This is a genomic window from Mucilaginibacter sp. P5_A6, assembly GCF_056400585.1.
Window position 1 is genome coordinate 113,176 of the sequence record NZ_JBFUKZ010000018.1, and the last position, 23,537, is coordinate 136,712.

22 protein-coding genes are annotated in these 23,537 nt (G+C 42.1%); 15 read left to right on the plus strand and 7 right to left on the minus strand.

Annotated features, from left to right (window positions below; translation table 11 throughout):
- Window positions 1–31: 31 nt before the first annotated feature.
- The 4 genes from AC1DO4_RS18510 to AC1DO4_RS18525 all read left to right on the plus strand — a co-directional run bounded on the left by AC1DO4_RS18510 (window position 32) and on the right by AC1DO4_RS18525 (window position 5,249).
- Complete coding sequence (locus AC1DO4_RS18510; RefSeq protein ID WP_477418487.1) at window positions 32–2,797, plus strand: TonB-dependent receptor; 2,766 nt, start codon at window positions 32–34, stop codon at window positions 2,795–2,797.
- A gap of 6 nt (window positions 2,798–2,803) precedes the next feature.
- Window positions 2,804–4,060 carry an MFS transporter gene (locus AC1DO4_RS18515; RefSeq protein WP_477418489.1) on the plus strand — a complete coding sequence of 419 codons (1,257 nt, stop codon included), beginning with the start codon at window positions 2,804–2,806 and terminating at the stop codon, window positions 4,058–4,060.
- Between the two features lie 64 nt (window positions 4,061–4,124).
- Window positions 4,125–4,673 (plus strand): carboxymuconolactone decarboxylase family protein, encoded by a 549-nt coding sequence (locus AC1DO4_RS18520; RefSeq protein ID WP_477418491.1) that lies wholly within the window; start codon window positions 4,125–4,127, stop codon window positions 4,671–4,673.
- A gap of 27 nt (window positions 4,674–4,700) precedes the next feature.
- Complete coding sequence (locus tag AC1DO4_RS18525; protein ID WP_477418493.1) at window positions 4,701–5,249, plus strand: carboxymuconolactone decarboxylase family protein; 549 nt, start codon at window positions 4,701–4,703, stop codon at window positions 5,247–5,249.
- A 95-nt stretch (window positions 5,250–5,344) separates the two neighbouring features.
- On the opposite strand, the gene AC1DO4_RS18530 is transcribed toward AC1DO4_RS18525, so the two are convergent.
- Complete coding sequence (locus AC1DO4_RS18530) at window positions 5,345–6,601, minus strand: YeiH family protein (RefSeq protein ID WP_477418495.1); 1,257 nt, start codon at window positions 6,599–6,601, stop codon at window positions 5,345–5,347.
- A 327-nt stretch (window positions 6,602–6,928) separates the two neighbouring features.
- Between AC1DO4_RS18530 and AC1DO4_RS18535 the strand changes: the two genes are divergently transcribed.
- A complete protein-coding gene (locus AC1DO4_RS18535) occupies window positions 6,929–8,272 on the plus strand; it encodes a D-arabinono-1,4-lactone oxidase (RefSeq protein WP_477418497.1) in 1,344 nt (447 codons plus the stop codon).
- Window positions 8,273–8,554: 282 nt separating this feature from the next.
- Here the strand turns inward: AC1DO4_RS18535 and AC1DO4_RS18540 are convergent, their stop codons facing one another.
- Entirely contained in the window at window positions 8,555–8,713 is a 159-nt protein-coding gene (locus AC1DO4_RS18540) for a hypothetical protein (protein WP_477418499.1), read from the minus strand.
- Here AC1DO4_RS18540 and AC1DO4_RS18545 point away from each other — a divergent pair.
- The 3 genes from AC1DO4_RS18545 to AC1DO4_RS18555 all read left to right on the plus strand — a co-directional run bounded on the left by AC1DO4_RS18545 (window position 8,712) and on the right by AC1DO4_RS18555 (window position 13,185).
- Complete coding sequence (locus AC1DO4_RS18545; protein WP_477418501.1) at window positions 8,712–11,570, plus strand: gliding motility-associated C-terminal domain-containing protein; 2,859 nt, start codon at window positions 8,712–8,714, stop codon at window positions 11,568–11,570. The genes AC1DO4_RS18540 and AC1DO4_RS18545 overlap by 2 nt on opposite strands.
- A 134-nt stretch (window positions 11,571–11,704) precedes the next feature.
- Window positions 11,705–12,757 (plus strand): cobalamin-independent methionine synthase II family protein, encoded by a 1,053-nt coding sequence (locus AC1DO4_RS18550; protein WP_477418503.1) that lies wholly within the window; start codon window positions 11,705–11,707, stop codon window positions 12,755–12,757.
- Between the two features lie 50 nt (window positions 12,758–12,807).
- Window positions 12,808–13,185, plus strand: a complete 378-nt coding sequence (locus AC1DO4_RS18555) for a VOC family protein (protein WP_477418505.1) — start codon at window positions 12,808–12,810, stop codon at window positions 13,183–13,185.
- A 53-nt stretch (window positions 13,186–13,238) separates the two neighbouring features.
- Here the strand turns inward: AC1DO4_RS18555 and AC1DO4_RS18560 are convergent, their stop codons facing one another.
- Together AC1DO4_RS18560 and AC1DO4_RS18565 are read right to left on the minus strand one after the other, a co-directional pair.
- Window positions 13,239–13,835 carry a hypothetical protein gene (locus tag AC1DO4_RS18560; RefSeq protein ID WP_477405286.1) on the minus strand — a complete coding sequence of 199 codons (597 nt, stop codon included), beginning with the start codon at window positions 13,833–13,835 and terminating at the stop codon, window positions 13,239–13,241.
- A gap of 90 nt (window positions 13,836–13,925) precedes the next feature.
- Window positions 13,926–14,285 carry a nuclear transport factor 2 family protein gene (locus tag AC1DO4_RS18565; protein WP_477418507.1) on the minus strand — a complete coding sequence of 120 codons (360 nt, stop codon included), beginning with the start codon at window positions 14,283–14,285 and terminating at the stop codon, window positions 13,926–13,928.
- A 181-nt stretch (window positions 14,286–14,466) separates the two neighbouring features.
- Between AC1DO4_RS18565 and AC1DO4_RS18570 the strand changes: the two genes are divergently transcribed.
- The 3 genes from AC1DO4_RS18570 (at window position 14,467) to AC1DO4_RS18580 (ending at window position 16,347) form a co-directional block, all read left to right on the plus strand.
- The gene (locus tag AC1DO4_RS18570) at window positions 14,467–15,072 is read left to right on the plus strand and encodes an RNA polymerase sigma-70 factor (RefSeq protein WP_477418509.1); all 606 of its coding nucleotides are present in this window, start codon (window positions 14,467–14,469) and stop codon (window positions 15,070–15,072) included.
- 42 nt (window positions 15,073–15,114) lie between these two features.
- Window positions 15,115–15,372: a hypothetical protein gene (locus AC1DO4_RS18575; protein WP_477405344.1), complete on the plus strand. Its 258-nt coding sequence runs from the start codon at window positions 15,115–15,117 to the stop codon at window positions 15,370–15,372.
- Window positions 15,373–15,630: 258 nt separating this feature from the next.
- On the plus strand, window positions 15,631–16,347 hold the full coding sequence (locus AC1DO4_RS18580) for a hypothetical protein (RefSeq protein ID WP_477418511.1): 717 nt from the start codon (window positions 15,631–15,633) through the stop codon (window positions 16,345–16,347).
- A 194-nt stretch (window positions 16,348–16,541) separates the two neighbouring features.
- On the opposite strand, the gene AC1DO4_RS18585 is transcribed toward AC1DO4_RS18580, so the two are convergent.
- Window positions 16,542–17,780, minus strand: a complete 1,239-nt coding sequence (locus AC1DO4_RS18585; RefSeq protein ID WP_477418513.1) for an IS110 family RNA-guided transposase — start codon at window positions 17,778–17,780, stop codon at window positions 16,542–16,544.
- 92 nt (window positions 17,781–17,872) lie between these two features.
- Between AC1DO4_RS18585 and AC1DO4_RS18590 the strand changes: the two genes are divergently transcribed.
- The 4 genes from AC1DO4_RS18590 (at window position 17,873) to AC1DO4_RS18605 (ending at window position 22,772) form a co-directional block, all read left to right on the plus strand.
- A complete protein-coding gene (locus AC1DO4_RS18590; RefSeq protein WP_477418515.1) occupies window positions 17,873–18,097 on the plus strand; it encodes a hypothetical protein in 225 nt (74 codons plus the stop codon).
- A 121-nt stretch (window positions 18,098–18,218) separates the two neighbouring features.
- Window positions 18,219–19,214, plus strand: a complete 996-nt coding sequence (locus AC1DO4_RS18595; protein ID WP_477418517.1) for a FecR family protein — start codon at window positions 18,219–18,221, stop codon at window positions 19,212–19,214.
- Between the two features lie 107 nt (window positions 19,215–19,321).
- Entirely contained in the window at window positions 19,322–21,949 is a 2,628-nt protein-coding gene (locus tag AC1DO4_RS18600) for a TonB-dependent receptor (protein ID WP_477418519.1), read from the plus strand.
- A gap of 4 nt (window positions 21,950–21,953) precedes the next feature.
- A complete protein-coding gene (locus AC1DO4_RS18605) occupies window positions 21,954–22,772 on the plus strand; it encodes a DUF4249 domain-containing protein (protein ID WP_477418521.1) in 819 nt (272 codons plus the stop codon).
- A 114-nt stretch (window positions 22,773–22,886) separates the two neighbouring features.
- Here the strand turns inward: AC1DO4_RS18605 and AC1DO4_RS18610 are convergent, their stop codons facing one another.
- A complete protein-coding gene (locus AC1DO4_RS18610; protein WP_477418523.1) occupies window positions 22,887–23,282 on the minus strand; it encodes a type II toxin-antitoxin system VapC family toxin in 396 nt (131 codons plus the stop codon).
- Window positions 23,264–23,482: a hypothetical protein gene (locus tag AC1DO4_RS18615; protein WP_477418525.1), complete on the minus strand. Its 219-nt coding sequence runs from the start codon at window positions 23,480–23,482 to the stop codon at window positions 23,264–23,266. The genes AC1DO4_RS18610 and AC1DO4_RS18615 overlap by 19 nt, the downstream gene beginning before the upstream one ends.
- Window positions 23,483–23,537 lie beyond the last annotated feature (55 nt).

A 23,537-nucleotide genomic window follows, 5' to 3' on the forward strand; every position in this document is an offset into this window, starting at 1 on the left:
CCTGCCTAATTAATTAAAAAACCAGATCACAATGAAAAAACTTTTATTCACCATATTACTGCTCTCGTCCATCAACCTGTTTGCACAGGAAACAAAAATAACGGGTACCCTAACCGATGCCGCAACCAGCTCGCCTGTTGTTGGCGCCAGCATCAGCGTTAAAGGCAAATTAACCGGTACCATCACCGATTCAAAAGGTAACTATAGCCTTAACCTCAACAAAATTAAACCACCCTTTACGCTGGTAATATCGGCCGTGGGGTATGAGCCAATAGAAAGCAACGTTACTTCTGTCGGCGAGGTCAGCCTCAAATTACAACAAAAATCCATCGTGTTGAACGAAGTGGTATCATCTGCCACGCGTATTAACCAAAGTATTTTGCAGTCGCCGGTTAGTATCGAAAAAATGAGTTTGAAAGCCATTAAGGAAAATCCTTCTTTCACTTTTTATGATGGATTGCAAAGCTTAAAAGGTATGGAAGCGGTAACCAGCAGTTTAACCTACAAACAGGTAAACACCCGTGGCTTTAACAGCACCGGTAACGGTAGGTTTTTACAACTGGTTGATGGGGTTGATAACCAAACCCCGGGCCTTAACTTTTCGGTAGGTAACCTTTTTGGGGCATCGGATATTGATATCGAAAGCGCGGAGGTAATTCCCGGTGCTGCATCTGCATTATATGGGCCGGTTGCATTTAATGGTTTGCTATCATTAAAAACCAAAGATCCTTTTAAATACCAGGGTTTAACCGTACAGGTTAAAACCGGCCTTAACCATTTTGGCGAATCGGCTGTAAAACCACAGGGTTTATATGATTTTGCAGCGCGCTATGCCAAAGCATTCAACGATAAATTTGCCTTTAAAATTAACGCTTCCTATTTAACCGGCCGCGATTGGTATGCCGACAATTACACCGATGTAAGCGCATCAACACCGGTTGCGCAGCGCGGTCCAAACAACCCAGGCCGCGATGCCCTGAATATTTATGGTGATGAAGTATCACGCACACTACCCGGCATAGGCCTTGTTTCGAGGACAGGTTATGAGGAAAAAGACCTGATGAACTACAATGTATATAGCCTTAAACTAAATGGCGCTTTACATTATCGCATCAACAATAACCTGGAGGCTATTTACCAGTACAACTTTGGTAAAGGCACCGCAAGTTATACCGGCAGCAGCCGTTTCGATCTTAATAATTTTGTGTTGCAGACCCACAGGGTGGAGTTAAAAGGCAGCAACTTCTTCATCCGCGGCTATTCCGTTGCCGAAAACTCTCACGATTCCTACAATACCCGCTCCCTGGCGCAATTCATCAACCGCGATTGGGTTAAGGATTTAAACGGCAATACAGTAACCCCGGATAAAGCCGACGACACCTGGTTTACCCGCTATGCCGCGGCCTACAACGGAAGTGTAAACGGCGTAACAGCCCAAAACAATACTGCAGCAAGGACTTTTGCCGACCAGGGCCGCTTTTTACCCGGAACCACGGCGTTTAACGCTGCCAAGGATGTATCTATTCATAATTATGGCTTAAGCGGTGCAGGGGTGTTTAGCGCCAGCAAATTTTATCATGCTGATGGCCAGTATGATTTTACCAGTGCCATAAAAATATTTGAATTGCTTGCCGGCGGCAGCTTTCGCGATTACAGAATGTTTACCAATGGCAGTTTGTTTGATGATAAAACCAACAAGGTAACCATACAGGAGTACGGCGCGTTTATGCAGGCCGCAAAAAAACTATTTGATGACAACCTGAAGCTTACCGCCTCTATACGTTATGACAAGAACGAGAACTTTAAGGGTAGCTTTACACCACGTTTTTCGGCAGTGTACACGGTTGATAAAACCCATAACTTCAGGGCATCATACCAAACCGGGTTCAGGAACCCTACGCCCGTTGATCAGTTCATTCACCTTAATGTAGGCCCCATCACCATATTGGGTGGCGCGCCTAACAACAGCAAGGGGTTAAACATTTACGAAAACTCATTCACTGCTTCATCTGTAAGTGCATTTGGTGCTGCGTTTGGGGCAGCTATGCAAAGCGGCACACCTTTTCCGCAAGCGGTTCAAAACAATAAAGGGTTGCTTAAAAAATCAAATGTAGCCTACATTAAACCCGAGCAGCAAAAAGCATTTGAGCTGGGTTATAAAGCCTTAATCGCCGATAAACTACTGGTTGATGTAAACTACTATTACAGCAGCTATACCAACTTTATTTTGAACACAGTAGTTATACAGCCACAAAACCCTATTCTTAATGCCGATGGAACCATTAATACCGCTACAGCAAGCGATATCCCTAACGGCAAGGTCCACGCGTTCCAGCTATACACCAACGCTCCGGATAAAGTATCGGCCCAGGGAGCAAGCGCGGGGTTAACCTATTTGTTTAATAAGGGTTACGCTTTGGGGGGCAATGCTACGCTATCAACCTTTAACCTGCGCAATGCCAACCCAAACAATATTGCAGCGTTTAACACACCTAAATGGAGCACCAATGCCACTTTTGGCAACAGTAATGTTATTAATGATTTTGGCTTTAACCTGGCCTGGCACTGGCAAAGCGCTTTTGACTGGTACGGAACGTTTAACGGAACCCGCCCCGGCCGAGTAAATGCCTATTCGCTGGTTGATGCGCAGGTGAGCAAAAAACTGCCAAAATTCAAATCGACAATAAAATTAGGTGGCAGCAATATCTTCAACAACCGCATTTACCAGTCATATGGTTCGCCGGCTATTGGCGCCATTTATTATGTATCGATAGTATTTGATGACCTATTAAAATAAAACAACATGAGCACCATTGTAATTAACGAGCAGGTTGCAAAACCTCAAACAGATATCACCACGGCTTACCGGGTAATACTATTCGTGATCTGTTTTTTTAGCAGCGCCTTCGGCGGTACGGTATCCACCCTCATGTCGGTTTACCTGCCCGTAGTTGTAAAAGACCTTCAGGGAAACCTGCCTCCAGGCGAGATAAACGCTATCAGCGGGTATATCAACGCCATATTCATTTTTGGCTGGGCTTTGGGTGGCTTTACCTGGGGAGTTATCAGCGATAAAATGGGCCGGAAAACAGCGCTTTTAATGGCCATTAGCTGTTATGGTGTTTTTACCATATTAACCGGGCAAATGCCAAACTGGTGGGGTGTGGTTTTATGCCGTTTCATGAGTGGTTTTGGTGTAGGTGGCGTACTGGTAACTACCATTACCCTGGTAAGCGAGGTTTGGCCTGCAAAAAGCAAAGCGGTTATTATCGGCATATTATCAATCGCTTTCCCTGTGGGGATCTTCTCGGCCGGGCTTATCAATTACGTGGTTTCTTCCTGGCGGTCAGGGTTCCTCATCGGGATAATTCCATTGGTATTAGCACTTATCGGCTTATGGCTATTAACAGAATCACCAGGCTGGCTAAACTACCGTAATGATATTGCCAACAGGAACAATCCGTTAAATAAACTATTATCAAAAGGCCACCGCCGCGAGCTTATAGTAGGCTCCCTTACATTTGGCACCATGCTCATTGGTTTGTGGGCCATTTTCTCCTGGCTGCCAACCTGGGTGCAAAGCCTTATCACTACACATGATGCCGCTAAAGAACGGGGACTAAGCATGATGTTTTTAGGCATGGGCGGCCTCACAGGTGGTTTCCTGTCGGGATGGTTGGTTAACCTGTTAACGCTACGCAGGTCAATGCTCATCTGTTTCGCGGTATGCGCGGGCATGTCATTCATCCTGTTTAAAACCAATGCCACATTTAGCCCGGTTATTTATGCCGAGATTGCCATACTGGCCCTGTTTTTTGGGGCAAGCCAGGGCGTGTTATCAGCTTACATACCGCAACTATTTTCAACCGGCATCAGGGCAACGGCTACAGGCTTTTGCTTTAATATCGGCAGGATATTTACGGCTACAGCGGTATTATTTGTAGGCATACTGGTATCAACTTTGGGCGGCTACGGCAATGCGATATTCATTTTCTCGCTCATATTTATAGTAGGCTTGCTGGTGGTATTGTTTGGACATGCGAAAGAAGCCAAAAGCTGATGGTTTAAAGTAGAAAACCGGGAATTAATTAATGATCAAATTTAAAATCTAAATAAAACAAAATATGGCACACATCAATGTACCCGAAGGCGTACCGGGCATCCGCTCGCTGGTAATGTTCAGGCCCGAAACAGGTAAGCCGCTATATGAACTGGCCCAGGTATTATTACGGGGAGAATCTACCTTAACCTCTGCCGAGCGCGAACTAATAGCCGCTTATGTATCCTATCGAAACAATTGTACATTTTGCTACAGCAGCCATGCAGCCGCAGCAAGGTGCCTTTATGAAGGCGATGCCGGAATTGTAGATGAAGTTTTAAAAGATATGCAGCAGGCCCCGGTAAGTGATAAGCTGAAAGCTTTATTGAATATTGCGGGCAAAGTGCAAATCCTTGGCACAGAAGTTACCCAGGCCGATATTGATGCTGCACGGGAGCTTGGCGCTACCGACCGCGAACTGCATGATGCCGTGCTGATAGCAGCATCGTTCAGTATGTTTAACCGGTATGTTGATGGCCTGGCAAGCCTTACCCCAACCGAACCCGAAGCTTATGCCCAAATGGGCGTGCGCATGGCAAAAGGTTATACATTACCTCCACAACCAAAACAGTAAATTATTTACACATAGATAAAACAGATTATGGCACATATTGAATTGAATAACGACCTCCCCGGCATCAGGGGATTAATGTATTACAGCCCCGAAACCGCAGCCCCTATGAATGCCCTTGCTGAGCTGTTGTTGCGCGATGACGACAACACCCTGACCCGGGGCGAAAGGGAACTGATAGGTACCTATGTATCTTACCTAAATGATTGCTTTTTTTGCCAAAATGTACACGGCGCGGTAGCCGGGCATTACCTGGGTTGCAGTATGGACCAGGTAGATGCCATCAAAAATGATTTTACATCTGCCGATCTGTCGTCCAAAATAAAGGCCCTGCTGACTATCGCGGGCAGCGTGCAAAAAGGTGGTAAACACGTAACCCCGGAACAGGTAGAGGCAGCAAAAAATGAAGGTGCTACCGATAAAGAGATCCACGATACGGTACTGATAGCAGCCTCCTTCTGCATGTTTAATCGCTATGTAGATGGCCTGGGCACCTGGGCACCACACGACAGGTCATTCTATATAAACCGGGCACCGCAGCGGGCGGAAGAGGGTTATATAGGGAGTATTTTAAAATGAGTTTTAGCTGATCTATAATGCAACGGCCCCGTGAATGCGGGGCCGTTTGTTTGCAAAAGCATTTATTTAGTACTGTGATTCTTGTTTAATCATACTTAAAACAATACCCATGCTATGCCAAGGGTGACAAAAATGTTAAACGTTTGGGCAATCAAAAACGCGTACAATGGTTTTTTACTGTTCTCGCTAAACAGATCGGCAAAGTTGGTTTCCAGCCCAATACTGGTAAAAGCCAGTGCAAACCATAATCCCTGCAGGTTTTTAAGGCTATCCTTTACTGTCGAAATTGTTGCAGCCGGCAGGAAAAATGAAAACAATACCGATGCGCCAATAAATCCCAAAACAAATTTAGGGAAACGTTCCCAAATCACTTTCAATGTAGGCTTGGTTTCCTTATCCTTACCTGCCGGATGCTTTGTATATGTCCAGTAAATGGAGATAGCAAAAGCCGCCAGGCCCAGCAATACATTCTGCGAGAATTTTACAATGGTACTGATCTTTAGTGCAACTTCGCCAACCAGCGTGCCCGATGCAACCACAGCTCCGGTAGTATCAATACTGCCGCCCAGCCAGGCTCCGGTCACTTCCTGCGAAAAATGGAAATAACGGGCAATGATAGGCATAAAGATCATCATGGGTATCGCCGTGATCAAAACCATCGAAATAACGTAGGATAGTTTTTTGGGATCGCCCTTGATGGCCCCGGCTGTTGCAATTGCAGCAGATACACCGCAGATGGATACCGCGCTGGAAATCATCATGGCTATTTCATCGTCAACCTTTAACTTTTTACATACCCAAAAGGCAAAGTACCATACCGAGGTTACCACCAGCAAAGCCTGGATCAACCCTAAGGACCCGGCTTTTAAAATGTCCGAAAAAATCACACTGGTGCCCAGCAACACCAGGCCTATCTTCACAAACAGTTCGGTGGATAGGGATGCTTTTAACCATCCGGGCAGTTTTAAAAAGTTGCTGATAACGAGGCCCAGAGCCAAACTGAATATAACCGCTTCCAGGTTTAACGATTTGGCCTGGCTGCTACCGGCCAACACCAGCGCAATAATGGTAACCAGGTAAACCAGCGGAAAACCCAAAGTATAATTTTTAACGGGTTTACCGGTAACAATTGCGCCAATACCACCGATGATCAGCACAAAAACAAATTGGATGGCTATTTTAGTGAGGTTTGCGGTACCCAAAACCCTCCCCATAAGTTCGGCACTGTTTGTCCAGCCGAATGATGGTACAGGTAAAATTAAACCGGCTATGGCCAGTATGATAATTAATGACCCTAAAATAACTACTGCCCAATCTTCGTGCAGGGTTAATTTACTGGTGTTGGTTGCCATGTCTTTTGGGTTGTTTTGGTGTGATAAATAATCACAAGATAGCCTTTTGTTTTTATAGGTGCATATGCTACTTGTTTTTCCTTCCCATCTGGGTCATTTACCCCCCGGCCACTCGCCAAGGCAGCTGGCGCCGGTTGCGCTTACAGCTAATTAATCAGTTTGACTATTTTTAGGGTAACCAGGGGTCCGGTACGTTGGTATCGGGCCTTTGGCATTTTAGGCTAAATCAAAACAAAGTCCACCCTATCTTCAAATAAATCCATTTCACCTTCTTTTTATAAAACTTAAAATACTAACTTGTGCTAACCAGGCATCAACCATCTTTTTATGAAAAGAAAAACCTTTATTCGTTTAGGCGGAACATTTATGGCTACTCCTTTGATATCTTCTATTACATCCTGGGCTACAGAAGCCCCATTAAAAAACTGGGCAGGCAACCTTACTTACAGTACGGCCAATGTACAATACCCAAATTCGGCAACAGCAGTGCAGCAACTGGTTAAAAAACATGGCAAACTTAAAGCCCTGGGCACCAGGCATTGCTTTAACAGGATAGCTGATAGTAAAGACGACCTGGTTTCGACCAAAGAACTGAATAAAGTAATTTCAATCGATAAAAAAGCAATGAACGTTACTGTTGAAGGCGGCATTAAATATGGAGAATTAGCCCCCTATCTGCACAAACAAGGTTTCGCCTTGCACAACCTGGCTTCGCTGCCGCATATTTCGGTTGCGGGGTCAATCACTACGGCTACGCATGGCAGCGGCGTTAACAACGGCAACCTGGCCAGTGCCGTCACCGCTTTAGAAGTTGTAATTGCCGATGGCAGCATCGTGCATTTTTCAAAGGCTGCCGATCCTGAAAAGTTCAATGCGGTTGTTGTTGGCTTAGGGGCTATAGGCTTTATTACTAAAGTTACACTGGCTATTGAGCCAACCTATATGATGCGCCAGCGCGTATTTTTAAAGATGCCCATGGCGCAGGTAAAACAACATTTCGACGCAATAGTATCTGCAGGTTATAGTGTAAGTTTATTTACCGACTGGCAAAGCGACAGCATCAACGAGGTTTGGATAAAAAGCCGCGTTGGTGAAAAAGACCATAATGAACCCGAGTTTTACGGCGCAAAAGCGGCCACCAAAAACCTGCACCCTATTTACGACCACCCGGCCGAGAGCTGCACCGACCAGATGGGTGTACCCGGGCCGTGGTATGAACGTTTGCCGCATTTTAAAATGGGCTTTACACCCAGCAGCGGCAAGGAGCTGCAATCAGAATATTTTGTACCGATGCATCATGCGGTAGAAGCTATTGAGGCTATTTCCAAATTGGGAAAACAAGTTGGTCCGCATTTGTTTATTACCGAGATCCGTACCATTGCAGCCGACAGCTTGTGGATGAGTCCCTGCCATAACCAGGCTTCGGTAACTATCCACTTCACCTGGAAACCCGAAACCGAAGCTGTTACCAAATTACTGCCTGTTATTGAAAAGGCTTTGGCGCCATTCAACGCCCGCCCGCATTGGGGGAAAGTATTTACAATAGCACCTAAGGTTTTGGCATCACGGTATGAGAAATTGGCCGATTTTAAAAAGGTGGTAGCTGAATATGATCCGCATGGAAAATTCAGGAACGCATTTTTGGATCATCATATTTATGGAACAGTTTAGCTAAAATAAGCGGTGAAAACAGGTGTACTATGGGGTATCAAAATCCGTATCCTTACTAACATCTTTTGAAGCACCTTTCATGCCCCTTTGGCTTACCTTGGCAGCACCTTTCGCGCTCCTTTGAGCATTGCTTCACGCACACTTAAAAACACGTAACTTATTCAAAATAAGCAAATTACATCGAAATAATCGCCTTATTCTTTTTATCTTTTTTTACAGTTACCATGTAGCTACCCTGTAAAATTTAAATCGAAGCTGATGTATTCAAATTTACAAAAAATGCTAAACATATCCAACTAAAACCCACCATAGATAGGATGACAATATCAATTTCCAGGCAATATCACCAAATACCAATAACGAGTTAATCAATACGCCCTCATTATTATTTTTTAACTTTTTGATATTTATCTTATCTTTCTGCCTGTAAAGCCTTGTCATGTCCCGTTTGCGCTATTTGCTGCTGTTTATTCTTGTTGTTACTTTTTATAGCGTTCATGCTCAGCAGGATATGGACCTGCATTTGAGTAATACCTTTCTTCCCGGTAAAAATATTTTGAAGGTAAAAAGAGACTTTCATGATCCTTATTTATGGGTTTTAGCTCAGGATCACGGCGTTTATCGTATAAATAGCATTACCGGGGCTGTGGATAATTACAGCAGTCAATTTGCAAATTATCATAATTTTGATTTTGTTGATATTGCAAGCGACAGCAAGGATATCGTTTTTGTTGCCACTAATTCAAACAATGTTCTTAAATATACAAATGGCAACATAGAAGTCATTGGTACATCAAAAGGTATAATTGGAAATGTAAATTCAATTGGCTTCGATTACAGGTATAGTGAATTTAACCAAGGGGTAAGTAATGACGAATTGCTTATAGCAACAACTTATGGTCTTTATATCTATCTTATGAAAGATGGATCAATAAGCCCCACGCAGGTCATTAATGCTGACATGAGGATTTTTGAAAGCACTTACCGTTCTCAGATGATAAGTAACAATACAAACTACGGTAATTACCCCGACACTGTTAAATATTATCCAGTGACAAATTCCACATCATTTACCGCGTATTTGGGGTATATATGGCTCGAGGGAAATGAGTTTGGTAAAACACTTAAATCGGCATACTATGGAAACGAATTAGACCCATATAACGGTTCTAATACGTTTTCTTATTCCGGCAATCAGTTTTGGTCAACAGAGAATGGTTTATTTCAAAACAGGTGGAATGGTTCGCATACCACCGCAAATCCCCACAGGCACTATCTTAAAGGAGTAAATATTAATAAAATAACTTCGATTTATGGTTTAGCAAACCTAAGGAATTTAACACGGGAGAATCTTTTGCTTGGCACCACACAGGGATTGTATTTTTCAAATTCGAATTATAAAACATATGATATTTTTTACGACTATTCATTTTACCAATACAAAGAACTGGGCAATAAAAGCATAAATGACGTTTGCGTTAATGCTACATCCTACGCCACGCCAACTTGCGAAGATGGTATTTGGGTTGCGGCTATTGACGGCCTCTATTTGTTAAAACCCGACTATGGCCCTTATTTAAACAAAACGCAACAGCTACAAGCCATAAATTTCGATGGGCATGATATTAGCGAAAACAAAATAGAGATTTGCGCTAACACATCAATTAACGCTGTGGTAAATAATTATATTTATAACGGCAATATCATCCAATGGTATAAAGACGGAAAAGAACTGCCTAATGAAAGTAAAGCCATACTCACTATCAAAGATCCTGGTGAATACCACACCGTATTATATGATCCTTGTTCGGCGCTTCATTTCGAATCAAATCATTTAACGGCAATCCAGGTAGCCGCCCCCGTATTTACTTTCAACTATCCCGACGTATTAAACTACTGCGCAGGTTCAACCCTGTCATTAAAAACCGATGACAAGCCCAATTACCAATACCGCTGGTATAAGGACGGCGTATTAAACGGCAATACAACAGCTGCACTTGATAATATCACCGAAACCGGTAAATACAAAGTAGAAGTAAGCGCTTGTGCAGGCAATTGGGTATCATCAAAAGAGGTACAGGTAAATTTTATAGCGATACCCAAGCCCACCATATCAACCGATAAAACACATTATTGTGATGGCGATCAGGCAACATTATCTGCCACTGTACCCATTGACGGCTCAAAAATCAACAACTGGACGGCTTATCAATACACCTGGTACAAAGATGGCAGCCAGATCAACGGCAATGCTGCTTCTATTAAAGTTAAGCAAACCGGGAAATATAAAGTAGAGGTTACCGGCTGTTCGGGTACAGTTTCTTCTGATGAAATACAGGCGGATTTTGAAAAACCTGTGCAACCAGTACTTGTGGCCGATAAAGCTGCCTACTGCATAGGCGATAACGCAAAGCTGACCATCAATACCAACATCGATCCCTTTTATACCATAACCTGGTTCAGAGACGGAAATTTATTACCTAACGAAGAGGGCAACGTTAGTATTACAACCAATCAGCCGGGAAATTATACCGTAAATATCACCAGCAATGCAACTACCTGCCATATACTTTCTGCAGCCTACGCATTAAGCTTTACCCCTCCCCCAACAATCAGCATACAGCAAGTTGTAAATACTACTTTATGCGATGGCCAAACGGTAGATCTTATGGCATCCTACACTACCGGCAACATCAAGTGGACAACCGGTGCTACTTCCGATAAAATAAGCGTTAAAAATTCGGGTACCTATAAAGCAACTATTACTACTGTTGCCGGTTGCCAGGTAACAGAATCTGCAACGGTACAATTTTTACCAAACCCTTCTCTAAATGTTCCTTCGGCCACGCTTTGCCAGTTTACTAATGAGCGTATTACACTTACAGCCCCCGATGGATTTGTTAAATACGAATGGAACGGACAAGCGGGCAATTCCACTTTTTCGACAGATAAATTGGGTGCAGTAAATTTAACAGTCACAGATAACAACGGCTGCAAAGCCACACAAACCATTACCATAAGCAGCCATTGCGATGATATCCATATCCCCAATATATTTTCGCCCAACGGCGATGGCCGTAATGATAACTGGGTGATAGCCGGACTGGAGGGTGATCCATCAACAACGGTTAGGGTTTATAACCGTTTAGGCAGCCTCGTGTTTCAATCACAGGGCTATGCCGCTCCATGGGGTGGTTCTTATAATGGTAAAAAACTTCCTGCCGCTGTGTATTATTATGTAATAAGTACAAAAGGAGCTAAACAGGTGCTCAGCGGATCGGTAGCCATACTTTATTAATAGCAACCTTATTCCTTCCTGTTTTTTTATAATAAAAGCTGCTTATAGACTTATTATAATAATTATTAAAAAGTATTTTTTTACGGGATAAATTAATGTAGCTTTAGATAACCTATTTAAAACCATTAAATCTTATGAAAATACCTACTGAACCTATCGGAAGCATCCCGAGGTCGCCCGAGCTTGTAGCTGCTATTACCTCACAAACAAATGGCGATCAATTGCAAAAATTGTATGCAGATGCAATTGCCGAAACCTTAAAAGAGTTTGAAGAAACCGGATCGCCGGTTATTACCGATGGAGAACAAACCAAATCAAGTTTCGCCACCTATCCTCTTGAAGGCTTGTTTAACCTAAGTCCCGAAGGGATGAAAATTAATTTCGAGGATGGTCATTCACGCCAACTGCCGCTGTTAACCAAAGGACCATTCAGGTACGGTAATTACGCCGAAAAATACCTGGCAACTGCTCAAAAACTAACAAAGCTACCTGTTAAACAGGCTATAATTTCGGCATCTGCCTTAAGTTTAATTTACCCTCCGGATGGAATTGAGGACTATACCCAATCTGAGTTTATTGCCGACCTGCTGAATGAATGTGAACAAGATATCAGGAGATGTTTGGAACAGGGGGCCTATAAAGTACAAATGGATTTTACTGAAGGCAGGCTATCCCTTAAGCTTGACCCCTCTGGCGGTGTTTTGAAACATTTTATCGATCTTAATAACCAGGTTTTTAATCGTTTTACCAAAGAGGAACAGCAAAAATTAGGAGTTCATGTATGCCCCGGAGGCGACCATGATTCAACCCACAGTGCAGATGTTGATTACGCCGATTTTTTACCCCATCTTTTTGATTTAAATGCAGGCAGCTTTTATTTACAACTTGCAAGCGAACCCAACAGGATAAAGGTTTTAAAAACAATAAATCAATACCTTAAACCCCATCAAAAAGTATTCCTTGGTGTAATAGATGTGCTAAATCCAATAATTGAAAGCCCCGAAGATGTTAGAGACAGGATATTCGAGGCGGCAGAGTATATTCCGTTAAACCAGATAGGCACCACCGATGATTGCGGATTTTCACCATTTTGCGATGATATTTCAACAACCCGCGAAACAGCCTTCGCAAAGATCAAAGCGCGCGTAGCAGGAACAAAATTGGCAGAGGAGCTGTTGTTTTCTTAAAATGTGCAGGTTGCGGTATTGCAAACCTGGCAATGGATACTCCACATAGCATGAAAACAAAAAAATTCATCAGAAGCGGTCCTCATCTCCCCGTAAAAAACCTGGTTAAAACGCTTGATTATTATCGCGACGTTCTGGGGTTTTATGATGAATGGACAACCGGCGACAAAGACGGCGGGATAAGACGCGACGACATGAGGCTTCTTTTTGGCGAAGATGCAGAATTTGCCTCCGCAATTAACAATACCAAACACCGCCTGCCCCTGATGTGGTTTGTGGATAATATTGACGAGGTGTATGCAGAACTGCAAGACCGCAAAATTGAGATAGCCGATAGTTTAAAAACTCATCCATATGGTTTAAGGGAATTTGCCTTTATTGATATCAACGGGTATTATATCAGGGTAGCAGAAGGGCTCGAGGAATAATAGTTGCCCTGGCGTAAAGTTGCTGTAGTAAGGTCATCGTATTATCTAAACACTCATTTTTTCAAGTCGTTTTTAGTGATATACATCCATAAAGGTTCAAAATCTTTTGCCGATCTGTATAGGTACAAAATATCGGGATTTTTTATCTTTGAAATAGTTGTGTCTGGCTTTATAACGCCAAATTTAAAATAATTGGCGGTTGAGGTTTTAAACCTGATAGTGTCGTTAATAAGAGCGTAATTACCGCTAACTTTATCAACACCGAAACAAATACTTTTAACATAAAAACTCATATCCTTTTTCAGCTTAATATAGCTCTGACAGCCTGCAACCCCCTCCCTATTTGCCAGCAATACGTCTTTGCTTTCCATTTTTTCAAAATCTATAATTCCGTAAGGTTGTGCAATTATGCATCCCAGCAAAATAGCTATGCAGAGCATGGAGTAAATTCTTGGCTTATCGCTAAATTTTTCTTTTATGGTTAAATAAAGTTGCCTAAACCAAAGTATAGCCATAATTGGCATCGAAATAATGAGCACAAAAAGTAGCGGAAACATCAGTAAACCGAGTGATCCTTCCCAAAAATAAGTAGTATTTATTCCTAAAAAGCAGACGGCAGCGCAAGTGAGCAGACCTTTATTTTTAATCATGACCAGGTTTTGATATCGCTAAATATACATAGTATCATGCAAAAAAACAGGGAAGCCAGCCCGTCTCTTTTTAAAAAAGAATCTCACCCCCTAATTATACATCACAATAACCTTTTCCACCATCCCATCGCCATTAAAAAACAAATTTTCAACCGCGTTTTTGCCGCTATCGGTGTTATGATAATATATACTGATACTGTTTACGCCGGTGAGTACTTCCAACAGCTCAAAATGCAGATCGGGTAGTTTACTCAGAGCGGTTTCCCAATAAAGTCTTACATTGTTTTTGCCCGATATGATGCCACCACAATCGGGGTATATTTTCAGGGCATATGGCGTTTGAATACTAAAGTCATCGGTGTAATGCGTCATCAGGGTATCCAAATCCTGTTTATTCCAGCAGTTTATCCATTCGGCGGCAAACTGTAATGCAAATTGTTGGTCTATCATTATTTATATTCAAAAAGGCTCGATTAAACAGCTGTTATAAAAACAAACGCCGGGCTGAACATTTCTTTGTCCCGGCGCATATAAATTTATCATAATTTACGTTTAGTGTAACTTTAGCTATCTAACTTTGTCAAATCAACACATTACCCAATAACAAATTGGGGCATCCTATGAATAAAACATGCCCATTTTGAACCTGAGTCAGCCTTATACAGATCAGCAACTCCTGGATTTAATCAGGACTGACAACCGCGCAGCATTTACCGAGCTTTACAACCGCTATTGGGATAAAACCTTTGCCGTGGCCCTGCACCGTTTAGATGATGAGCACGAAGCCGAAGAGGTGGTGCAGGAGGTATTTTTAAGCATCTGGCAGCGCCGGGCAAGCATTGAATTAACACATAGTGTTGCTACCTATCTTTCGGCAGCGGTTAAATATAAGGTGATCAACCACCTGGCCAAACAACACCGCAGGCAATTGCAGTTGAATGAAATAACCATCGCCACMGCCGAAACAGACGATACCACCAATAACTGGCTCAACGAAAAAGAATTAAGGCGGCAGCTGGATCATAGCATTAACCAGCTCCCCGAAAAATGCCGGATAGTTTTCCTTTTAAGCCGCGAAGAAAATAAAACCTATGCCGAGATTGCTGCGGAACTGAATATATCGCAAAAAACAGTTGAGGCGCATATGAGTAAAGCCTTGCGGGATTTAAGGGAAACGTTGGGGGTATCCGCGACGGTATTTACTTTCATATTGCTAAGCTCCGATCGCTTTTTGTAGTACCATCCTTTGTACATTAGCTAACATTATTTATCTTTGAGTATGACAAGGTTAACGGTAGATATTAGTAACAAAAAATCCGAAAAAGCGGTTAAAGCGGTTTTGGAGGCCTTAGGGCTAAGTTATGATATTGAACAATACAACAGTTCTACTAAAAAACCGCTAAACAAAGCAGAGCAGCGTGTTTACAATAACCTTAAAAATTCCTTTGAGCAAATTAAATTGCATCAGCAAGGTAAGGTTGAACTTCAAAACGCAAAAGAAGCCTTAGCAGAAATCGAAGCATCACTTAAAAGTTAATGGCTTTCGATGTTGTTTTAACACCAGGTTTTAAGAAAGACCTGAAGCATATCGCCAAAAAACACAAACAGATCTTAAAAGGTTCCTCTAAAAATAAATTAAGGCTAAGCTTACTTAAGACTTCATTTTATATCACGGATATTAAGTTTTAACAAGATTTAACATTCCTCGTTCGATAGATTTAACACCATTCTATTACTTTTATAATATTCTTTTAATTTGAATAAATAGAGATTTATCATTTCAATTACCAATAAAATGATTTATATAAAGCTTTCTATTTTATACTTAATTAGTGTTGTAAGCCTGAATCAGTTATTTGCTCAAAATATCCAAAAGGGAATATTGTTTAAGAATGGGACTAGTTTGAGGATTGGAAGCGTCATCGTTTTGAATAAAAGAACTTTGACGCAAGCACGTTCGAACATTTATGGCGTTTTCAGTATATCTTCGAAAGCTGGCGATACGTTGCAATTCAAAAGTGATAACTATCAAACGACTGAATTTACAGTTCAAGATTTCACAGACAAAGTTGTATTTATGACTCCAATAATTCAACTTGACGAAGTTGTAATTAAGGAAAATTCATTGAAAAGCGACATTAAAGAAGTACAAAGAGGATACAGAGAAAAAAGCGTATTCTATACGGGCACGCCACATTACTATTATCTTTTTTTAAAGCCGATGACTTTTATTTACGAAAACTTTAAAAGTGAAGTTATAGACGCCCGCCGGTTTAATAGATATGCACGTAAAGAATTAGCCGCAAGCAAAATTACCGCACGGTTTAATAATGAAAGTATAAAAAAAGTAATTATTATATCGGACGATCAACTTGAAACCTTTGAGTTAGAATATATGCCAACGCTGAAACAAATTGACGCAATGAATGACTACGACCTTATTATCTACATAAAAAGTTCATTCGAGGATTTTAAAAAAAATAAAATTCCTAATACTTTTAATCTTTATTAATTCCGAATAATAGCTTAAAAAAAATTATATATGGATGGCTTTTAGTTAGTTGTTGTAAATTCTACCGTGCAATAATTCTTTAAAAAATAAGTTTCCTCTGCGTTCTCATGGAACAAGCCTGGGTGCTATCTACAGTTTTGGCAGCTTAGGTTTCAGACTTTTTATTCTATTACCTTTTCCGTCCTTTTAGTATTTTAGTCAGTACTAGTTTGAGACCACGATAGCTTTGCATTATGATACAATGCTGCTTTAGCCTGCAAATCAACAAAGTGAGCGATGCCCTTTTCTTTGTAAATGGTTAGCGTTTCTAATGTGTTGTATACAACTTTAAGCAATCTTCTTGCAACGGCAACTATAGCTTTTTGCGCTTTCATTCGTTTCCGTAATTTATCAAATAAAGCATGCCAATAAGAGTCTTTCATTCGAACTGCGGCCCAAGCCGCACCAACAATAGCAACTCTTAAATAACTGTTACCTTTTTTAATTGCAGTGTTTTTTCTTTTACCTGCACTCTCGTTGTTACCAGGTGCTATACCGCACCACGCTGTAAAATGATCCGCTGTTGGGAAACGGCTCATATCTTTTCCAGCCTCACTGATAATGATTTCCGCTGATTTGACGCCTATTCCACTTATACTATCAAGGCATTCAAAGGCTTGCGCATAATGTGCACTGATGATTTCAGTTATTGATTTATCCAAAAAATCGACTTGCTTTTGAACATGGTCATAATCTTCCAATAACATTTGTAGTTGGGTATGGTGATACGTTTGAAGTGTGCCATCCAACGCTTTGATCAACTGTTCTTTTTTTTTAATTACTTTACCTCTGGCACAACTAAGTAATTGTTCCTGATCTGTGACACCTTTCGCCAGCAACCGTATCATATCCATTGCCGATAAAGTATGGATCGAACTGATGACAGAGCGAAGTTTGATATTATTGCTTTCTAATATCTTCAGTAGACGATTCCTTATTCTATTAAGCTGCCAGGTATAGAATAAACGATTCCGGCAATAATCCCTGATAATCCGCTGTGTGTTGTCTGGCATAAAGCTTGGTCGCACCAATCCATGCAATAACAATGTGCAAAGCCATTTAGCATCTTTGCGATCAGTTTTCCGCTTAGGCATCTGCTTGATATGAACCGGATTTGCCACAATGACTTCGATACCGGCTTCTGTAAGTATGGCATATAAACTCATCCAATAAATGCCCGTGCTTTCCATCAGGCAATGGTGAATATCGCTCTCTTGTAACCAATCTCTGATCTGTTTGAGTTCACAGGTATAAGTGCCAAACTCCCTAAACTCCTGGTTACTGCCGTCTTTCCCGGAGATAAAGCCAACGATCTTGTCTTTGTGCATGTCCAAACCACAGGCTTTATCTAATTGAGGCATAATATTCACATCTTCAATTACTTGTTGTTTCATAAATATCCTCCGTTGATAATCTATGATATACATTTTTATGGGCCCGGGTGTTTTTCAAATCATAATACTTAGATATCTTAATTGATAAACTAATGAAGAACCCTACAATGGGTACTGATCTTGGTCAGAGTGTATATAAAATCAGGCTTTCTATTTCAGGCTCAAATAAAGGTAAATCTGGCGGTGTCAGGATAATTACTTATGTTATATTCATAAATGAGGTTGTTTATCTTTCAGAAATTTATTTAAAAAACGAGTTTGATACTGTGAATGTCACAAACGTTTTGGCCAGACTGAAAGACAACGGCATTATCTGATTCATACCGTTAAATCTTCATTTGCATTTTCGTTCCAATTTCCCTCAAATAAATTTCATTCCCCACTAAGGGTATTTCCGTTTGGTACTGACTATATGTGTAAAGGTCAAAACAATTTACCATGGAAAACAATTCCTACGATCCGAAGGAGCTTGCTCATAAGCTGGAACAAGGCACCATAAACCCCGAGGAAAAAGCGTGGTTTGAGCAATGGTACGCGAATTTCAATGATGAGGAAGTGTTGTTAACCGGCTCAAAGCATACCAGTTTGGAGCAGCTTAAGGATAGTATCTTCAACCACATCTCGGCGCAAATGGAAACGCCAGTACAATCGAAAGGCAAAGTAGTTTCTTTATGGCGAAACATAGCTGCTGCAGCGGCTATAGTATTGCTTATTGCCTTTGCTGCTTTTTACAAAAAAGCTATTTTAAACATCGTTTCCCCGGTAAAAGAGATACAATTGAGCTGCAACGCGGGTCAGCATCTGCAAATGAATTTGCCCGATGGTACAAAAGTTTGGCTCAGCCCATCTACCCGGATCAGCTACCCGGATAAATTTGGCGACAAGCAGCGTTTGGTAAAACTGGAAGGCGAGGCATTCTTTGAAGTTAAGCACGATGCCGCTCATCCGTTCATTATCCAGTCGGGAGCTATCAAAACCGTAGTGTTGGGTACCAGCTTTAATGTGCAGGCATACCCGGATGCCGGTACTGCCGAGGTAACTGTAGTAAGTGGTAAAGTAGCCGTAGCCTCATTGGCAGGAAATAAAAACCAGCAGCAGATCATGGTTGCCAGGCAACGGGCTGTTTTCAACAAAAACGATGGACTGCTGGTTAAAGAAAGTTTCCCGGATGCGTCAAAATTCCTTAGTCAGCGTAACGGCTTGTACGATTTTGAAGGGGCTATGCTGCAAACTGTTGCCGATGAACTGGCCCGGCAATACGGTGTACGCATTAATGTAGATCCGCGTATAGCCAAGGACTTATATTATGGCCACTTAAACACCGATCAACCAATTGGTAATGTGCTAAATATGCTTTGCATCGTAATGGACAACGCCCATTGGAACGTGGCCGGCAACAACTATTATCTACAGAAGCTGCCATCTAAAAATTAACCTTTTCAAAAAACATCCGGTTTAATGTTAATCAACCGGGTAACTAATTAATTCAAATCAAATACATGGCCCTGGCTACGTACCTTATCTAAAAACTACCGCAAACAATGAAAAACAATTTCCCTGCATGGTTCCGAACGGTACTATGTGCACTGTTCATATTAGCAATAGTGTATCCACAAGTTTATGCCCAAAGTCCGCTTGATAAAACCATAACCATCAGCATTAATAATGAACCGTTAAAACAAACTTTAGACAAAATTACTGCCCTTAGTGGTATAAGATTCACTTACAATGAAACAGTTGCCAAAAGCGATGTAAAGCTCAGCATCAATGCCCAAAACCAACCATTGGGCAATGTTTTAAAAAAGGCGCTTGCACCCCAGCCCTTTAGTTTTGCAGTGCTTGATAAGGACATTATGATTAAATACGACCCCGAAAAAGTAAAAAAGCAGCCCGCCGCCCTGGTTGGCGGAAAATTCACCGTAAGCGGCACCATTAAATCAAAACAAACCGGCGAAACCATTATTGGGGCAAGCATCCGGGCAACAGATGTAAACCAGGGTACATCAAGTAACGAATACGGCTTTTACTCCCTTACCTTACCGGCAGGAGATCATGAGCTGGCTGTAAGCGCTATCGGCCAAAAAACAACGGTAGTAAATGTATCATTAACTGCCAACCAGCGACTCAACATAGCAATGGACAACAATGAGCAGGCGCTGCAGGAAGTAACAATCACGGCCAAAGCACCCGGCACCCGCGACCTCGCCAGTCCGCAAATGGGGGTTGAACGTTTGAGCATCCAGGAAACCAAAAATATCCCCGTGTTATTGGGCGAGCGCGATGTGATCAAAACTATACAGCTATTACCCGGCATTAAATCTGCGGGCGAAGGCAGCGGCGGCTTTTATGTACGCGGCGGCGCATCAGATCAAAACCTGATCCTGCTGGACGAGGCACCGGTTTACAATGCATCGCACCTGCTGGGTTTCTTCTCTACCTTTAACTCGGATGCTATCAAAAACATCAGCATTTATAAAGGCGATATGCCGGCTCAATATGGCGGCAGGCTTTCATCTGTGCTGGATATAAAAATGAACGACGGCAATAACCAAAAGCTTGGCGTAAGCGGCGGCGTTGGGCTGATTGCTGCCAGGATTAACGTGGAGGGCCCTATCCAGAAAAATAAATCATCCTTCCTTATCTCGGCCCGAAGAACTTATGCTGATGCCTTCCTGGCTTTTTCAAAGGATTCTATCGCCAAAAAAAGCCAGCTTTATTTTTACGACATCAATGCCAAAGCGAATTATATTTTAGGAGATAAGGACCGTTTATTTCTTTCGGGGTATTTTGGCAAGGATGTGCTCAAGGCCGGGGATATAGCGGGCATCAACTGGGGTAATACAACCGCGACGCTTCGCTGGAACCATATTTTCAACAGCCAGCTGTTCTCCAACACCTCGCTGATCTATAGTAATTACGACTATAAGATCAACATCAAAGAGGATGTAAACGAGTTCAACATCTTTTCCCAGATAAAAGACCTTAACCTAAAGGAAGACCTGCAATACTATGCAGGCGATAAAAACACCATCAGTTTTGGCTTCAACGGCGTTTACCATACCATTAAACCCGGCGAAATTTCATCAACCGGCAATTCGGGCATTATGTCGCAAAGTCTCCAAAACAGGTATGCGCTGGAGGATGCGGTATATGCCACCAACACATGGAAAGCCACCGACCGCTTTAGTTTAACTTACGGACTTCGTTTATCGGCCTTTACGATACTTGGCCAGGGCGATTATTACACCTTTGATACCGATGGCAATATAACTGGGGCAACACATTACACATCTGGCCAGGTGGTTAAAACCTATGTAAACCCCGAACCACGCATTGCGGCAGCATACTCTTTGAACGATTACAGTTCGGTAAAAGCATCGTATGCCCGTAACGCGCAAAATTTACACCTCATCTCCAACTCCAATTCCGGCTCGCCAACAGATAAATGGGTAGCCAGTACCAACATCATCAAACCCGAGCTGGCCGACCAGCTCTCGGTTGGTTATTACCGCGATTTTAAAGATCACCAGTATGAGTTCACCTTCGAGACTTATTATAAAAAATTACAAAACCAGGTAGACTACCGTAACGGCGCCAATGTTTTTACCAACCAACCCATAGAAACGCAGTTACTTTACGGCAAAGGAAGGGCCTATGGCGCCGAGTTTTTGCTAAAAAAGAAAACCGGCCGTTTAACCGGCTGGATAAGCTATACGCTATCAAAAACCGAACGCAAGATAGATGGCATCAACGATAACGAATGGTACAATGCCCGGCAGGACCGCACACATGACCTTGCCATTGTCGCCATGTTTAAAGCCACCGGGCGATGGACTCTATCTGCTAATTTTGTTTACTATACCGGCGATGCTGTAACCTTCCCTAACGGTAAGTACCAGGTGGATGGCGCCAACTATTACTATTACACCAGCCGCAATGCCGACCGGATGCCCGCCTACAACAGGCTGGATCTGGGCGCTACACGACAGTTGAAGAAAAGCGCGAAATTTGAATCGGACCTTACCTTTAGCCTGTATAATGCCCTGGGCAACCACAACGCGTACCGTATCTTTTTCCGCAATAATAAAACCGACCCAAGTCGTACAGAAGCGGTAAGGACCACTTTGTTCACTTTTGTACCATCCATCACCTATAACTTTAAATTTTAAACCAATGTATACGTCTTTAAAATATTTAATAATTCCGCTCTTCATAGCCTCGTTAAGTTCCTGCGAAAAAGCGATCAACCTGAAACTGAAAGATACCACCCCACAATATGTTGTTGAAGGGGTGCTGACCAACCAAAGCGGCGGCTGCAAAGTAAACCTGAGCCAAACCAAAAACTTTACCGATAATAATGATGTAATTGGTATTGATGGCGCCCAGGTAAGCATAACCGATGATAATACGGTTTATCCGCTTACACCAGGCGGCTCGGGAGTTTACCAAAACAGCACTTTAAAGGGCGCATACGGCCATATTTATAAACTGAGCGTTACCGTTGCAGGAAAATCGTTCACGTCGACCTGTGCCATGCCTGCGGCTGTGGCTTTGGATAGTATTTACCTGGTAAAAAGCGACTTCGGCGACAACAAAGATGGTACCACGCGTAAATACGTAACCGTAAAATACCATGACCCCGCCGCTACCAAAAACTATTACCGTTTTGTACAATATGTAAACAACCGCAAAGAAGAATCGGTGCTGTTGGATAATGATGAGTTTACTAACGGCCAGGAAGTTAACACCCGCTTAAATTTCAACAACGATAATGACGACCCGGCAAGGGATATCCGCCCGGGCAATCAGGTAACCATCGAAATGCAGTGTATTGATCCTGCTGTTTATAAATACTTTTTCAGCCTCACCACGGGTGCTACCGGCGATGGCAATAACGCCGCCCCGGCCAATCCATTAAGTAATATTGTAGGTGGCGCGTTGGGATATTTCAGCGTACATACCGTGCAAAGGAAAACGCTGACCGCGCCGTAAGTTGGAGGCTAAGAGTAAATTCAAATTATACGCTCCCGGAGCCTGCCCCGATAACCATCGCGGGCATGGCTCATGGGCGGGTATTCGTCGCCAACGCAAAGAGACTGCAGACAATTATTTTACGTTTATATCCCAGGGATTCATTAATTCTAATCCTTTGATATTTTTAAAATCAGCAATATTACGGGTGATTAATGTAAGATTATTAGCCAATGCAGTAGCAGCTATAATGGCATCGGGCAGTTTAATACGATGAGATTTGCAAATAGTAATTGTATGATTAACAACCTGATCGTTTAATTCTAAAACAATACTTTCATTAACAAAATCTTCCAATACTTTATATACGTCCGTTGAAGTATTAAATCTTAAAACCTCAAATTTGGTAATTATAGAAACATTTGGAATATTATCAACGACCGAATTCATGGATACCATCCCATGACTGGGTAATTTGTTATCCAAATATCCAATTACTACATTTGAATCTATTAAATATCCCTTTCCCACTCGTTTCTACCCTGAGTTATAGAATCCTGAAAGTTATTGTATTCTTCTTCGGAAAGGTTGAGCGCCCCAGCAAATTTTTCAGATAGTTTTTTTTTAGGCTGACTGTTTTTTTCAAGCACTTTTACGATGTGTAACGCTTCCAGGTCCTCAATAAGTTTGTAGGCTTTACTGTTATTAATCTGAAGCAATACTGTTTCCATCTTTACAATTACTTATAAACAAATATACAAAACTTATTCAAGCAAATAGATGCTG